Annotated in this window: 16 protein-coding genes; 8 read left to right on the top strand and 8 right to left on the bottom strand. The window is 59.6% G+C overall.

All coding sequences use genetic code 11. The features are described from left to right. Positions 1 to 62: 62 nt before the first annotated feature. The 3 genes from fba to B5477_RS05610 form a co-directional block, all read right to left on the bottom strand. Positions 63 to 908: a class II fructose-1,6-bisphosphate aldolase gene (gene fba / locus B5477_RS05620; protein ID WP_079698787.1), complete on the bottom strand. Its 846-nt coding sequence runs from the start codon at positions 906 to 908 to the stop codon at positions 63 to 65. A gap of 14 nt (positions 909 to 922) precedes the next feature. Beyond that, a complete protein-coding gene (locus B5477_RS05615; RefSeq protein ID WP_079698786.1) occupies positions 923 to 1,963 on the bottom strand; it encodes an SIS domain-containing protein in 1,041 nt (346 codons plus the stop codon). 106 nt (positions 1,964 to 2,069) lie between these two features. After that, positions 2,070 to 2,771 (bottom strand): nucleotidyltransferase domain-containing protein, encoded by a 702-nt coding sequence (locus B5477_RS05610; RefSeq protein ID WP_079698785.1) that lies wholly within the window; start codon positions 2,769 to 2,771, stop codon positions 2,070 to 2,072. Positions 2,772 to 3,015: 244 nt separating this feature from the next. On the opposite strand from B5477_RS05610, the gene B5477_RS05605 reads away from it, so the two are divergent. The 4 genes from B5477_RS05605 to B5477_RS05590 all read left to right on the top strand — a co-directional run bounded on the left by B5477_RS05605 (position 3,016) and on the right by B5477_RS05590 (position 6,718). Next, positions 3,016 to 4,122, top strand: a complete 1,107-nt coding sequence (locus B5477_RS05605) for a KamA family radical SAM protein (protein WP_079698784.1) — start codon at positions 3,016 to 3,018, stop codon at positions 4,120 to 4,122. A 352-nt stretch (positions 4,123 to 4,474) separates the two neighbouring features. Beyond that, positions 4,475 to 5,113: an ABC transporter ATP-binding protein gene (locus tag B5477_RS05600; RefSeq protein WP_079698783.1), complete on the top strand. Its 639-nt coding sequence runs from the start codon at positions 4,475 to 4,477 to the stop codon at positions 5,111 to 5,113. Beyond that, entirely contained in the window at positions 5,103 to 5,906 is an 804-nt protein-coding gene (locus B5477_RS05595) for an ABC transporter permease (RefSeq protein WP_079698782.1), read from the top strand. Before B5477_RS05600 ends, B5477_RS05595 begins: the two co-directional genes overlap by 11 nt. After that, positions 5,903 to 6,718 (top strand): nitrilase-related carbon-nitrogen hydrolase, encoded by an 816-nt coding sequence (locus tag B5477_RS05590; protein ID WP_079698781.1) that lies wholly within the window; start codon positions 5,903 to 5,905, stop codon positions 6,716 to 6,718. Before B5477_RS05595 ends, B5477_RS05590 begins: the two co-directional genes overlap by 4 nt. Here B5477_RS05590 and B5477_RS05585 read toward each other — a convergent pair. After that, the gene (locus B5477_RS05585) at positions 6,715 to 6,957 is read right to left on the bottom strand and encodes a hypothetical protein (RefSeq protein WP_079698780.1); all 243 of its coding nucleotides are present in this window, start codon (positions 6,955 to 6,957) and stop codon (positions 6,715 to 6,717) included. The two genes, B5477_RS05590 and B5477_RS05585, sit on opposite strands and share 4 nt — an antisense overlap. Before the next feature lie 137 nt (positions 6,958 to 7,094). Here B5477_RS05585 and B5477_RS15200 point away from each other — a divergent pair, with 137 nt between their 5' ends. Beyond that, positions 7,095 to 7,268, top strand: a complete 174-nt coding sequence (locus B5477_RS15200) for a YlcI/YnfO family protein (RefSeq protein ID WP_165873161.1) — start codon at positions 7,095 to 7,097, stop codon at positions 7,266 to 7,268. A gap of 536 nt (positions 7,269 to 7,804) precedes the next feature. Here B5477_RS15200 and B5477_RS05575 read toward each other — a convergent pair. Continuing rightward, positions 7,805 to 8,647 carry a TIM barrel protein gene (locus B5477_RS05575; RefSeq protein WP_159448946.1) on the bottom strand — a complete coding sequence of 281 codons (843 nt, stop codon included), beginning with the start codon at positions 8,645 to 8,647 and terminating at the stop codon, positions 7,805 to 7,807. 121 nt (positions 8,648 to 8,768) lie between these two features. Here B5477_RS05575 and B5477_RS05570 point away from each other — a divergent pair, with 121 nt between their 5' ends. After that, on the top strand, positions 8,769 to 8,960 hold the full coding sequence (locus B5477_RS05570; protein ID WP_079698777.1) for a hypothetical protein: 192 nt from the start codon (positions 8,769 to 8,771) through the stop codon (positions 8,958 to 8,960). A gap of 148 nt (positions 8,961 to 9,108) precedes the next feature. Here the strand turns inward: B5477_RS05570 and B5477_RS14840 are convergent, their stop codons facing one another. From B5477_RS14840 to B5477_RS05555, 3 genes are all read right to left on the bottom strand, one after another. Then, on the bottom strand, positions 9,109 to 9,483 hold the full coding sequence (locus B5477_RS14840; protein ID WP_143533549.1) for a hypothetical protein: 375 nt from the start codon (positions 9,481 to 9,483) through the stop codon (positions 9,109 to 9,111). A gap of 77 nt (positions 9,484 to 9,560) precedes the next feature. After that, positions 9,561 to 10,160, bottom strand: a complete 600-nt coding sequence (locus tag B5477_RS05560; RefSeq protein WP_079698775.1) for a flavodoxin family protein — start codon at positions 10,158 to 10,160, stop codon at positions 9,561 to 9,563. Further along, a complete protein-coding gene (locus B5477_RS05555) occupies positions 10,153 to 10,845 on the bottom strand; it encodes a TetR/AcrR family transcriptional regulator (protein WP_079698774.1) in 693 nt (230 codons plus the stop codon). Before B5477_RS05555 ends, B5477_RS05560 begins: the two co-directional genes overlap by 8 nt. A gap of 227 nt (positions 10,846 to 11,072) precedes the next feature. Between B5477_RS05555 and B5477_RS05550 the strand changes: the two genes are divergently transcribed. Together B5477_RS05550 and B5477_RS05545 are read left to right on the top strand one after the other, a co-directional pair. Then, positions 11,073 to 12,131: a hypothetical protein gene (locus B5477_RS05550; protein WP_079698773.1), complete on the top strand. Its 1,059-nt coding sequence runs from the start codon at positions 11,073 to 11,075 to the stop codon at positions 12,129 to 12,131. 114 nt (positions 12,132 to 12,245) lie between these two features. Beyond that, positions 12,246 to 12,995 (top strand): N-acetyltransferase, encoded by a 750-nt coding sequence (locus B5477_RS05545; RefSeq protein WP_079698772.1) that lies wholly within the window; start codon positions 12,246 to 12,248, stop codon positions 12,993 to 12,995. Positions 12,996 to 13,000 lie beyond the last annotated feature (5 nt).

Genomic DNA, 13,000 nt, shown 5'->3' with positions numbered 1-13,000 from the left:
ACAAGAAATGAGCACAAAAAAGGCCGCTGTGGAATATCCACAGCGGCCTTTTCATTTTTCCATTAGGCCTTCCCGTTGCAGCCGCAAACCGTCATCTTCTGTTTGACCAGCTCCTTGACCGCCTCACGTGCCGGGGTGCCGTACTTCTTGGGGTCGAACACCTTCGGGTCCTTTTCAAGATACGCCTTGACCGCCTCGGAGAAGGCGACGCGCAGCTCGGTGGCAAAGTTGATCTTCGCAATCCCCTTGCGCACGCCCTCCTGCATGACCTCGTCGGCCAGCCCGGAAGCGCCGTGCATCACCAGCGGAATGGAAACCACCTTGCGGATGTCCGCCGCGCGGTCCAGATCCAGCTTGGGCGCGACCTTGTAAATCCCGTGCGCGGTGCCGATCCCGATCGCCAGCGAGCTGACCCCGGTGCGCTCGACAAACTCCACCGCCTCCTTGGGGTCGGTGTACTGGTCGTCCACCCCGACCACGTCGTCCTCCTTGCCCCCGACGCGCCCAAGCTCGGCCTCCACCGGCACACCAAAGCTCTTGGCGTAGTCCGCGACCTTCTTGGAAACGGCGATGTTCTCCTCGAACGGGAGCGCCGAGCCGTCGATCATCACCGAGGTGTAACCCGCCGCTATACAGGCGCGGCAGAGCTCATAGCTCGAGCCGTGGTCGAGATGGAGGGCCACCGGCACGTCGGTCTTCTGCGCCTCGGCCTTTACCATGCCGGCGAACATCTCAGGGCTGAAATATTTGAGCGTCGAAGAGGTGGTCTGGATGATCACCGGGGCGCGCAGCTCATCGGCAGCGCGCACGATCGCCCAGACCATCTCGGCATTTTCCGCGTTGAACGCGCCGATGGCGTAGCCGCCGTCCCGCGCGTCGTCGAGCATCTTTCTGGTGGTAACAAGCATTGATAATCCTCCTGTTATTTTAAGGTGATGTATGCGTCCAGTCCGGTGGGCGCGTCCGGGTTGCCGCCGATGGCCAGCGCGTGCGAAAGAGCGATCATCTGGCAGACGTAAATAAACGGCATGCCGAACGCCTCGAAGCGGTCGATCCCCTCGATCTGCACATGCAGCGCGGCCGAGCAGGGGTTCCCCGCCGCGTCGCCCACCGTGACGACGGTGCCGCCGTGCTTTTTGAGGTCCTCGACCATTGCGTATTGATAGCTGGTCTCGCCCGGCTGCAGCAGCAGAATGGTGAGGGTCTTCTTCCCATTGAGCACGATCGGCCCGTGGCGGTAGTCGAGCATGTTGAAGTACTTGCCGGGCACCAGCGCCACCTCGGTGAAGGCGAGCGCGCCCTCCTCGGCGATCCCGCAGAGCGGGCCGTCGGCCAGCACCACCACGTCGGAAAAGTCGTTTTTGCCGATCTCCTCGAGGGACGGGCGCCACTTCTCCTGATGGGCCTTGTTGCTCCCCGCGGCGGCCTTGACGGCGGCTTTCAGGCCCTCGTCGCCGTAGCAGATGGCGCACAGCTGTAAGGCGCTCGCGTAGAGAGTCGCCACCGTGCGGGTCTGGCAGACGCTGTTGTCATAAGCCCAGGGCAGCACGATCGCAAGGTCGGAGAGACCGGCCGCGTCGTTCCCTTCCTTCATGGTGATCGAAACCACCTTGACGCCCGGCTCCTTCTTCATGATCGTAAGGCCGCGCACAATCTCGCTGGTCAGACCCGAGCGGGAGAGCGCGACCACGATGGCGTCCCTCACGGTCTCGCGGTAGTAGCCGGGGTTCACCAGGTAATCCCCGCCGGCGAGCGCCACCGCGCTGGTCCCCGGACGGGCGATAAAGAGCCGTTCGCAGCTCTTGGCCAGCATGTTGCTCGAGCCGCAGCCGATGAAGACGAACTTGCGGCTTTTGTTCTCCTCAAAAAAGCGTTTGATTTCCTGCTCCTGGCTCTCGATCTGCTCATACGAGCGCATGAGCGCCTCCTGGGTGCCCATGATTTCCTGTTCGGTCAGATACATCTGCGCTGCCTCCTTCGACGGTCGGCCGTACCCCTGTGCGGGTCGGGCAAAGTTTGTTATAACATTATATTCAATATACCATCCGCCCGGCCGTTTTGTCAACCGCCTACCGGCAGGTTTCGGGCCCCTTTTGCAGAATTTCCCCGCAGAGGCCGATCAGCCTGCCCAGCCGCTCCTCATACTCCGCCCTTTGCAGGGCGCCGCCCGTTCCCGCTTCATCGAGCAGGACCTGCCGCCGCGCCCCGCGAAGCTTCTCCAAGAGCTCTTTGCGCGTCGGGACATACTCCCCGGTGCGCAGAGCATGATCCATGCGCAGCAGGAAGAAGGCGGATTTATAGAGCCCGCGCAGCTCCTGCGGCTCCAGCTCCCCGAACAGGAGGGTGTGGCAGGCGGCGTGATAGAGATTGGCCGCCCCGACCTGCACGCAGGTAAGCTCGTCCTCCCGCCCCAGCGGCGGCAGCAGGGCCAAAAGATCGCCATAGTACCCCTTGGTATCCCGGCTCAGGGCAACGAGATCGTAGCCCGGCCAGCCCCGCAGCTCGCGCAGCCCGCAGATGAAGCCGCAGGCGAGCCCGCCCTGCGGCATGTCGCGCAGGAGGGAGCGGTAGGCCGCTAGGTCCTCTGCCTCCACCCTGTCCAAAACCACCACCACGTCGATGTCGCTGTCCTCCCGCGCCTCGCCGCGCTGCCGGCTCCCCTGCAGCCCAGCGAAGAGCAGACGCTTGCCGAAGCGCTCCGACAGCTTCCGGCACAGCTCCCCCATCCAGGAAACGACGTCCAATTCCATCACGCACACTCCTTTCACCATTTGGTCTTCCCCATCCTATCATACCGCATCCGCGCTCCGACGGCAACCACACCACCGTAAATCCCCGGATTTATTATACTGTTTGTAAATAATCAGATTGTCATTTCTCGACATAAAATTTAAAATATTATGCGGTTTAATTGTTGTAATTTACGGTTTGTTCATATTTATCCCTTGTCCAATCCCGGAAATATCTGCTATACTATTCGTATAAGAACAATTTTCTGACGAAAGGATGAGGTTTATGAGCTGGCAGGAGGAACTGAAACAGAACATTACCACAGCGAAGGAGCTTTCCGGGCTCTTAAACTGCACCCCGGAGGAGCAGCAGGGGTTCGCCGAAATTTTGGAGCAGTATCCCATGTCCATCACTCCCTATTACCTGTCTCTGATCAATTTTGAGGACGAGCACGACCCGATCCGGCGGATGTGCATCCCCTCGCTGCACGAGACCGACCTGGGCGGTTCCTTCGACACCAGCGGCGAGGCGGACAATACCGTAATCGTCGGGATGCAGCACAAATACCGCCAGACGGCGATGGTCCTCTCGACCAACCAATGCGCGATGTACTGCCGGCACTGCTTCCGCAAGCGCCTTGTCGGGCTGTCCGATGAGGAGGTTGCGCGCTACTTCGACGATATGATCGGTTATATCCGCGCGCACGGGGAGATCAGCAACGTGCTCATTTCGGGCGGGGACTCCTTCCTCAATTCCAACGCCGTCATCGAGCGGTATCTCGGCGCCCTGTGCGACATCGGGCACCTCGACCTGATCCGCTTCGGCACCCGGGTACCGGTGGTCTTCCCTTCCCGGATCACCGGGGATGGGAAGCTTTTGGACATCCTGGGGCGCTACAGCCGCAAGAAACAGATTTACGTGGTCACCCAGTATAACCATCCGCGGGAGCTGACCGAAGCGTCCCTGGCGGCGGTGCAAGCGATTCGGGAGCTCGGGATTCCGGTGCGCAACCAGACGGTGCTGCTGCGCGGGGTCAACGATACCCCCGAGACGCTGGGCGCGCTGCTGCGGGGAATGACCCGAAATGGAATTCTGCCCTATTACGTCTTCCAGTGCCGGCCGGTGACAGGGGTAAAAAACCAGTTCCAGGTGCCGCTGCGGGAGGGCTACCGGATCGTGGAGAGCGCCAAGGCCCTGCAGAACGGCCAGGGCAAGTGTTTTCGCTACGCGCTCTCCCACCGGAGCGGAAAGATCGAAATTCTCGGCGAGTTGGACGATGAGCGCATGCTCTTCAAATATCATCAGGCCAAGGACTCAAAGAACGCCGGCCGGATTTTCTCCCTCCCCGTCAATGAGCGGGACTGCTGGATCGACGAGTGCTACGGCGAATAACGATACAGAAAAGATGGCCCGTATTCCAAATTACGCATAAGAAAGTTGGCAGGCAGCAGATGGAATCTGCTGCCTGCCAACTTATAAAGGACATGACGTCAACTCCCGCCCTGAAGAAAAAAGGCGTGCCCTGCCGGGTGTGCTCAAAGGGCGCAGGAACAATTCTGCCCCAGAGAAAAAAGGCGCGCTCATCCCGGGAGCACCCATATGAAAGTATTGGAAGCGCAGCTTTCAATACTTTGAGAAGGGCGCAGCGTCAACCCCCGCCCCGAAGAAAAAAGGCGCGCCCTTTGGGACTTCTTTTTGTGCTATAATAGCTATTATACATTTTTAATTTTCAGGAGGCGGGGTCATGTTCACCATCACAGGGCTGAAATACCGCTCGATATTGGATATCCAAAGCCTCACCATCGACCGGCCGGTCAGCTGCATCACCGGCCCCTCGGGCAGCGGAAAGACCACCCTGCTGCGCTGCCTCAACCGGCTGTGCGAGCCGGACGAAGGGGTCATCCTCTACAATGGGATGGACATCGCGCGCACCGACCCTGTCATGCTGCGCCGGCAGATCGTCATGCTCGGCCAAAGCCCGGTGCTCTACGACGGCACAATCGGGGACAATTTGCAGATCGGGCTACGGTTTGCACAGAAGCCCGCCGCCTCCCGCGACCGGCTGCTGGAGGTGCTCGCGGGGGTTGGACTGCAAAAATCGCCGGATGAGGAATGCCAGACCCTCTCGGGCGGGGAGAGGCAGCGGCTGTGCCTGGCGCGGGTGCTGCTCATGGATGCGAAGGTCTATCTTTTGGACGAGCCCTCATCGGCGCTGGACAAGGAAACCGAGCGCTTTGTAATCGAAAACCTGGCCTCCTTCGTGCGCGGGAGGGGCAAGGAGCTGATCCTGGTCACCCACTCGCCCGAGGTGGCCGGGATGTATCCCGGCGCACAGATCAGGCTGTCGGGCGGAAGGACGGAGGGATACGGGGATGGGCAGTAATCAAAGCTCAGTGATGGACCTGCCGGTGCTCAGCCTTGCGCTGGCCTATGTCTTTGTGCTGGTGCTGCTGGTGATCTTCCGCTCCCGCGGGATCCGGCGCGAGCGGCAAATCCTGATCGCCACCACCAGGATGACCATCCAGCTGACCGTGATGGGCTACATCCTGATGTACGTCTTTCAGAACCCGAGCTGGTGGCTCACCCTGATTATGCTGCTCGTCATGCTCGGGTTCTCAATTTTCAACGCCCAAAAGAGGGTGAAGCTGCCCCTCTCCCGGCCGCTACGGCGGCTGATGGGGCTCTCGATGCTCTGCGGCTACCTGTGCACCGCGCTCATCTTCCTGCTGCTGGTGCTGCGCATCCGGCCCTGGTTCAATCCCCAGTATTGCATCCCGGTCTCAGGGATGATCATCGGCAACGCGATGACCGGGATCTCCTTAGGCGCCAACAAGCTGTGCAGCGGGATGAAGGAACAGCGCCCGAAGATCGAGAACTCGCTGATGCTCGGCGCCTCCCCTGCGGCCGCGGCGAAGGAGATCGTCAACGACGCTTTTGACAGCGCCATCCTGCCCACCATGAACAACATGCTCACCATGGGGATCGTCTCACTGCCCGGGATGATGACCGGGCAAATCCTATCGGGCACCTTCCCGCTGACCGCCATCAAGTATCAGATCGGGATCATGCTGGCCATCCTGGGGTGCACCGCGATCACGGTGGTGCTGTTCGTCACCCTCGGGTACAAGACCTTTTTTACCAGCGGGGCCGCCCTAAAATTGGAGGAAACGGTATGAAAGAGGATTTGAGAGTAAGCGTCATACAGATGGAGGCGCGCTGCGGCGAAACGGAACGCAACCTGCGCCGGATCGCCTTCTTCGCCGCCCAGGCGCGCCATCGGGGCGCCGCACTCGCCTGCTTCCCGGAATGCGCCCTGACCGGCTACTCCCCGAAGAACGCTGGGGCGCTTGCCCTTCCGGCCGACGGAAAGGAATGCTGCTACCTAGAAGGGCTGGCGCGGCTGCACGCCATCACGCTGCTGGTCGGGATGATCGAGCGCGGGCGGGGAAAGCCCTATCTCACCCAGATGGTATTCGGCCCGCGCGGCCTGATTGGGCGGTACCGCAAGACCCACCTCGGCGCGCGGGAACGGGAATACTTCGCTCCCGGAGACGGGGTCCCCGTCTTTCACACGCCAAAGGCCGATATAGGGATCGAGCTGTGCTGGGACGCACACTTCCCGGGACTGAGCTTTGCGCTCTCGCGCAAAGGGGCCGAGATCCTTTTTGTGCCCCATGCCGCGCCGCAGAGAGCAGGAGCGCGGGAAACGATCTGGAACCGGTACCTCCCGGCGCGCGCTTATGACAACCGGGTCTATCTGTGCGCGTGTAATCTTTGCGGGGAGAATGGGCAGGGTACACAATTTGGCGGCGGGCTGCTGATCGCCGGGCCGGATGGGGAGATCATGGCACAGCGGTACTCCCCCACCGCCGGGATGCTCACGGCGACCCTGTCCGCGGACAGGCTAAACCGCTACCGCGCGGATGGCGACGGGGAGATGGAAAGCCGGTTCTTCCCGGCCTTTGCGCGGGTGGAGCTTTACGATTAGCCAAAGTCGTGGCGGGAGCCACAGGAAATATCCTCACGCTCGAAGAGGCGCACCAGCCGCTCGATGCAATCGAAATCGCTGAGCGTACCGTCGGCCAGGATCGACTGGATTTCCAGGAGCATATTGAAGCCCTTCTGGGCCATGACATGCTCGAGGTGTTCCATGTCGAGGCCGGGAAACTCGACGCGCATGGTTTCCCGGGAAAGAATGTTGATTAAGATTTGATTGATCGGTTCCATAAAATCACCCAGCTTATTTTAGCACAGATCGAACTTGTTTCCCGCAACGCAATTCGCAGTACATTTGTCATGCTGACATCCAGTCAGGGCGTTGGTTATACTAACTACATGACAAAAGATATTGCGTGGCGAGGCAGATGCTAAAGTTTAAAATCCCATCCATTCCATCTACAACCAACAAAAGCATCCGTTTCCCGAACGACCTGATCGACGAGGTGGAAAAGGCCATTCAGGGGACCGACTGCACCTTCTCCGCCTTTGTGGTCGAGGCGGTGCGCGTCGCGCTGCAAAGCCTGAGCGAAGACAAATAAAAGGATTCCAAAGGAACCTCGTTCCTTTGGCCGGAGCCACGAGGGCAGAGCCCTCGTGCCGCCCTTCGCAAAGGGCGGAATTCCTTTCGTAAAAAGGCGGGGAAAGGTCGAGGAAAACCCCAAGATGGGTTTTCCTCGAGGGGGCGTGGGGGTGCGGTGCACCCCCACAAAGGCCGTCGCCTCAATGAGGGCCTCCGTCGGCCGAAATGAACGCTCAACTCGTTTTAGGGGAACCCCCTCTTGGGGTTTCCCCGGCCAAGCTTCCACTGGAAGCTTGGCCTCCCCTCCCCGCGCTCTTTTACGTCTTTTTGAGGGCTCCTCGCCCTCAAGCTCCCCGCCAAAGGGTCTTCGACCCTTTGGAAACCCGTTTCCTGGGCACTATGGAAAACCCTGGCGGAAAAGGGCCGTAGCTCTTTTCCACCAGGGTTTTTGTTTGGGCAAGTGCACCCGACCCGCCCGACCCAATCCTTCAGGACGCAGGCTGTGCATGGCCGCCTCGCACGCTTGTCCTTTCGCGTATAGGCCGCAACGCCCCGCTACCGTTTCACGCCATATTCGTTACAGATGATCTCAATGTCATCGGCGAACTGCGCCAGGTAAAGCTCCGGGTCCCGGAAATAAGGGCCGAGGATTTCCAGCGAGCACCACCCGTCATAATGATAGCGCTCGAGCACCTTGAAAAGCGCCTTCATCGGGATGATCCCGTTCGCGTCGTGCACCGGCATATGGAAGTCGTCCTTGTCCGGGCAGTTGCACAGGTGGAGGTACTCCATCTTGTCGCCCAAGGTGTCGAAATATTCGGATACCGGTTCGCTCATTACCACCGGCACCGCGACGTCGACCATCGACTTGAGCGCCGGGGAGCCGACCATCTCGATCATCTCGCCGATCTGGTGGGCGGTGGTCACGGTATTCCCTTCATAGGAGGAGAGCGATTCGAGGATGATGTCCACTCCCAGCTCCTCGGCCCGCTTGCACAGCCGGGCGATGCCTTCGCCAACCTGCGCCTTGGTCTTGTGGCGGTCCACCTTGTAGCCGGGATGGCCGGTGGTGATCTGCATTTTGTCGGTGCCGATGGCGGCCGCGGCCTCCACGCTGCGGATCAGGTAAGCCACCGTCTCCTCGTATTCCTTCTTCTCCTGCGAGGCGAGGTTGTAGGGATAGGCGAGGATTTCGGGGGTGAACATCGAAATCTCGAGGCCGTACTTCTTCTTGTAGCCGTTGATCTCGGCCACCCGCCCGGCGTCCAGGTCGTAGGCATAGGCATGCGGGCGGGCGCCCCAAACCTCCACGCCGTCCAGGCCGTAGTGCTGCCCCATCTTGAAGCAATATTCCAACGGATAACGGCAGAACTGGTAGGTCAAAAATGAAAATTTCATGGGCTTCTCCTCCTCTTGATTGTTTTGACACGATTGTACCATATTTTTCATTTTCTGAAAAGCCGCGCCGGCAGAAGAAAGTGGGAATACTAAAAGCAAAATCCCATGAGGAGGAAATAACATGTCCAAGGATATCAAGCAGAAGATTCTCGACGAGCTCGACAGCCGGATCAGCCGTCTCGAAGAGCATGAAAACGATGAAAAACCGGCGGACAACCAGTACAGCGAGCTCAATCATGCCCTCTCCCACGCGATCGGCAGGCCGCTGATGACCGAGCTGCGGGACGTTCGCGATTTTGTTGAGCGCCTGTAAACGCCGCGGGCAAAAAACCATAGGTTTCAAGAGCTCATACCAAGAAAGCACAGGGGCAGCAGATACAATCTGCTGCCCCTGTGCTTATGAAGGGCGCGGGAGCAATACCCGCTCCAATTTTTGGAAATGGCGAAAGCGCCCTTTGCCCTCAGTTTTGGCAGTATAGGTCGCTGCAGCACAGCCAGCGCGGATGTGCGAACGACGGCCAGAAGGTGTTGCGGCAGACCTCGGGATAAAGGGTAGTCACACCGTTCGGATCGGTGCAGGGCTGATAATTGCGCTCGATCAGAATCTCCTCCGGGGTCGGCTCCACCACGATGGGCGTGCAGTCCACACACGGACAGGGACAGCGGTTTTCGTCCATCGCCTGAATGTTCGCCGCGGTATCGCACGGACCGTTTTTCTCGCACAGGCAAGCGCCTCTGCAATTACTTTCCGAGCGAACGGTATCCTCGGCGACGCACTCACTGATACAGTTACATGCAGAACTGCATGCACGGTTGCATGCACAGTTACAGGCCATATTTTTAGCCTCCTTATGTTTTGTTGGTCACGCGAGATTTCTCTCAACCCATTATATGAGAGGGAGGCCGGTTTTGCTTATCCCCCTTGGCGCACACCGCCGAGGAGACGGTCCATCCGGGCGAGGATTTTTCGCCGCACCCCGTCCGGCAGGGCGCTTTTTCCCCTGCTCCCGGCAAAAACCACCGATCCGAGCTTCCGCATCCCCGCCGTACTGAAAAATTCCTTCATCGCGCGCAGCGCGCCCCGGCTCTGCCCGCAGAGCCAACTAAACGGCGAAGGGGTGGTGCAGGCGGTGAGCAGCAGGTAGCGCTGCTCCTTTTTCAGTAGGGGCCTCGGGAAGGTGCTGGTGTCCTCCATCACCGACCCGGCCAGCCGGTCGAACATCGTCTTGACGGGGCCCGGCACATTGGCAAAATAGACCGGCGCCGCCAACACGCACAGGTCGCACCGCAAAAGCTCCCGCCGCAGCGGCGGCAGCCGGTCCGGCAGCGGGCAGCACGCTCCGCCGCGGCAGGCCATGCAGCCGGTACAGGGCAGCAGGGCGAGCTCGTAGAGATCGAAGCGCACGACCTCCCAACCGGCTTTTTCGGCCCTCTGTACGGCGACGTCCAACATGCGGGAAACCATCCCGCTCCTGCGCGGACTACCCAGCAGGGCGAGCATGCGTTTAGCCATTCCCCCGCCCCCCTCCCAGCGAACCCAGCAGCAGCGTGAAGCCCCGTTCCAGAAACTCCCGGCGGGAGAGCCCCAGCGAGAGGCGGATATACCGCTCCTTGGCCCCGGCCATCTTAATCATTCCGCACAGGCTCCCCCAAAAGAGGAGCACCGCCGCCGGCACGTCGAGCGGGGCGCCCACCTCCCCCTGCGCGGCCCCCTCTTCGAGCAGCCCGCCGACCAGCACCTCCCCCTGCGCGGCCCCCTCTTCGAGCAGCCCGCCGACCAGGCGGGTGATCTCCTCCCCCGTCTCATAGATGTCGAGCAGCACCTGCGGCGCCGCGGGGGAACCGGGATCGAACTCCACCTCCCCCGCGGCGTAGTCGAAGGACCAAGGGTCCCGCTCGTAAAAATCGGCCAACGCGCGGCAGAGCGCGAGGGCCCGCTCGTGGAAGCCTCCCGGCTCCCTGGCCGCGAGGCGCAGCGTCTCGAGGAGGGCGCGCATGCTCCATAGGGCGATCGCCCGCCCAATCTCCTCCTTGCCGGAAAAATAGACATAGAGGGTGGCCTTGCTGTACCCGGCCTCGCGGGCGATGTCGTCCATCGTGACGGCGACTTCCCCACTGCTCTCATAGAGCCGCCGCACCGCCGCGATGATCTGGGAGCGGTGGAATTGCGCGAGGGCCTCCTTGCGTTCTGGCTTCATAATTTCATACCTCAAATATAAAAATTAAACTAATAGTTTAGTTTATAATATACCCCTGCCCTCCCCCTGTCAAGCGGTCGTGGAATACCGGGCCCGCCGGCCGCATATAATTCACAAAATCTTCACGTTTCCCGATTGCCAAGCATGGGTATTTCCGGTAGAATAGAAGAAGAGAAATACCAGCGGTTATGGACAGAATATAAATTCCAGATAAAGGAGCGGTAGTTATGAAAAAGCTACTATCTGCCCTGCTCGCAAGCGCAATGGTGCTGGGCATGGCAAGCACGGCGTTCGCCGGGGAGATCAAAAAATCCACCCCCGCCCCCACTACAAAATCCGGCTCGATCAGCCAGTCCGCCAAACGGCAGCCGGACTACAATGTGGAGGTCGACGTAAATTCTGACAACGCGGAATATGAAGGAGGCCCCTTCCTCTATAAGTACGGTCCCGAATGGGCGGGCGAGAGCGAGGACGCGGGCGGCACCAAGGCCGAGGTCGCAGTCACCGTGCCGGAGGGGCAGATCATCGACCGCATCTCGGTGCACGCGGCCACCAAGAACATCACCGCCACCGTCAAGCGCAACCAGGGCGTGGCCATCGGCTACGACAGCGCCAAGAAGCGCTACCCCACCAGCAACAATAAGGAATGGCTCGCGCCGGTGATCACCCTAAAGGCAGGCAGCGGCGTGCGCGCCTACGAGCTGGAGGACTGGGAGGTCGAGGTGGACGCCACCATCGGCTACCAGGTCAAGGACAAGAACGGCTATCCCATTTCGGGGCGGGCCAACCGCACCCAGGAAATCACCTTCACCATCAAGAATTCCGACGCGGCGGCCTACTCGCGTATGCGCGACCTGGAGAGCGGCACCACCTACACCATCAACAAGCAAAACGGCTCCCTCTTCGAGATCCAGAACAACATCACCGAGAGCTCCCGGGTCAAGTGCCTGGATGGCGTCAACCTCTACTTCAAGGGGAAATACGGCTATCAGAAGGTCAATTTGCGGGTGAGCACCTCCGACATCGCGGCGGCGCAAAAATACCTGGGCGACAGCTATGCGGACTGCTACGAATTCCTCGGCTCCCCCAAGCTGAGCGCCAAGGTGAAATGCCGCATTTCGGCCGGCAAGGACCAGTACGTGTACGAATACAACAAGAGCACCGGCGCGATCAAGAAGCTGGCCACCACCTATGAGGGGGACGGCCTGAGCTTCCAGACCAACCGCCTGATGAGCTATATCGTCTCCGACAAGAATGTCAAGGACGGGAATGTGAAGAAAAAATAAGCTGAAACCTAAAGTCCGTGGAACGGGGCGCGCCCCGTTCCACGGACTGTTTTCAGCCGGATAATGAGAGAAATCAAAGGACCATGATGAGGTGTTGGAATGGAAAGCATACCGTTGAATGCGGATTTTATAAACCTGACGGCAGAAAACCTCGCCGACGAGCATCTGTGCTGCATCATCCGAGCCAGTAAGCCCCACCCGGGTATTGAGGCAAAGCGGCAATGGCTCAAGGACCGGATCCGTGAGGGCCATGTCTTTCGCAAGTTAAATGCAAAGGCCACGGTTTTTATCGAATATGCGCCTCTTGAAACGGCCTGGGTTCCCATCGTAGGCGGCAACTACTATTATGTGTATTGCTTATGGGTTTGCGGCGACTACAAAGGGAAAGGATATGGGAAGCTGTTGATGGAATACTGCCTGGCCGACGCCAGGGAAAAGGGCAGGTCCGGCGTGTGCATGCTCGGGGCAAAAAAACAAAAATCCTGGCTTTCCGACCAGGCCTTTGCGAAGAAATTCGGCTTTGAGACGGTCGATTCCACCCGGAACGGATATGACCTGCTGGCGCTTTCCTTTGACGGGACAGCGCCAAGGTTTGCGCCCAACGCCAAGAGCCTTGAAATCGAAAGCGGCGAGCTCACCATTTACTATGATTTGCAATGTCCCTATGTCCAACGGAGTGTTGAAATGACACGGCAGTACTGCAAAGAGAACGGCGTCCCCGTATCCATCATCGAGGTGGATACGCTGCAAAAGGCCAAAGAGCTGCCCTGCGTTTTCAATAACTGGGCCGTGTTTTATAAGGGGAACTTTGAAACCGTGAATTTATTGGACGCCGCCTACCTAAAAAGAATCCTCAAAAAATGAGCCCG

The sequence above is a fragment of the Provencibacterium massiliense genome (genome assembly GCF_900169495.1).
Taxonomy (GTDB): domain Bacteria; phylum Bacillota; class Clostridia; order Oscillospirales; family Ruminococcaceae; genus Harryflintia; species Harryflintia acetispora.
Note: the sequence above shows the minus strand (reverse complement) of the source record. Positions and strands in the feature narration are given on the sequence as shown.

Excerpts from the sequence above, each read along its gene's own strand:
- B5477_RS15200 (WP_165873161.1), top strand. The coding sequence starts at position 7,095 with ATGCTAAAGTTTAAAATCCCATCCATTCCATCTACAACCAACAAAAGC.
- B5477_RS05610 (WP_079698785.1), bottom strand. The coding sequence starts at position 2,771 with ATGGTGAAAGGAGTGTGCGTGATGGAATTGGACGTCGTTTCCTGGATG.
- B5477_RS05550 (WP_079698773.1), top strand. The coding sequence starts at position 11,073 with ATGAAAAAGCTACTATCTGCCCTGCTCGCAAGCGCAATGGTGCTGGGC.
- B5477_RS05595 (WP_079698782.1), top strand. The coding sequence starts at position 5,103 with ATGGGCAGTAATCAAAGCTCAGTGATGGACCTGCCGGTGCTCAGCCTT.
- B5477_RS05615 (WP_079698786.1), bottom strand. The coding sequence starts at position 1,963 with ATGTATCTGACCGAACAGGAAATCATGGGCACCCAGGAGGCGCTCATG.
- B5477_RS14840 (WP_143533549.1), bottom strand. The coding sequence starts at position 9,483 with ATGGCCTGTAACTGTGCATGCAACCGTGCATGCAGTTCTGCATGTAAC.
- B5477_RS05590 (WP_079698781.1), top strand. The coding sequence starts at position 5,903 with ATGAAAGAGGATTTGAGAGTAAGCGTCATACAGATGGAGGCGCGCTGC.
- fba (WP_079698787.1), bottom strand. The coding sequence starts at position 908 with ATGCTTGTTACCACCAGAAAGATGCTCGACGACGCGCGGGACGGCGGC.
- B5477_RS05555 (WP_079698774.1), bottom strand. The coding sequence starts at position 10,845 with ATGAAGCCAGAACGCAAGGAGGCCCTCGCGCAATTCCACCGCTCCCAG.
- B5477_RS05575 (WP_159448946.1), bottom strand. The coding sequence starts at position 8,647 with ATGAAATTTTCATTTTTGACCTACCAGTTCTGCCGTTATCCGTTGGAA.
- B5477_RS05600 (WP_079698783.1), top strand. The coding sequence starts at position 4,475 with ATGTTCACCATCACAGGGCTGAAATACCGCTCGATATTGGATATCCAA.
- B5477_RS05605 (WP_079698784.1), top strand. The coding sequence starts at position 3,016 with ATGAGCTGGCAGGAGGAACTGAAACAGAACATTACCACAGCGAAGGAG.
- B5477_RS05560 (WP_079698775.1), bottom strand. The coding sequence starts at position 10,160 with ATGGCTAAACGCATGCTCGCCCTGCTGGGTAGTCCGCGCAGGAGCGGG.
- B5477_RS05585 (WP_079698780.1), bottom strand. The coding sequence starts at position 6,957 with ATGGAACCGATCAATCAAATCTTAATCAACATTCTTTCCCGGGAAACC.
- B5477_RS05570 (WP_079698777.1), top strand. The coding sequence starts at position 8,769 with ATGTCCAAGGATATCAAGCAGAAGATTCTCGACGAGCTCGACAGCCGG.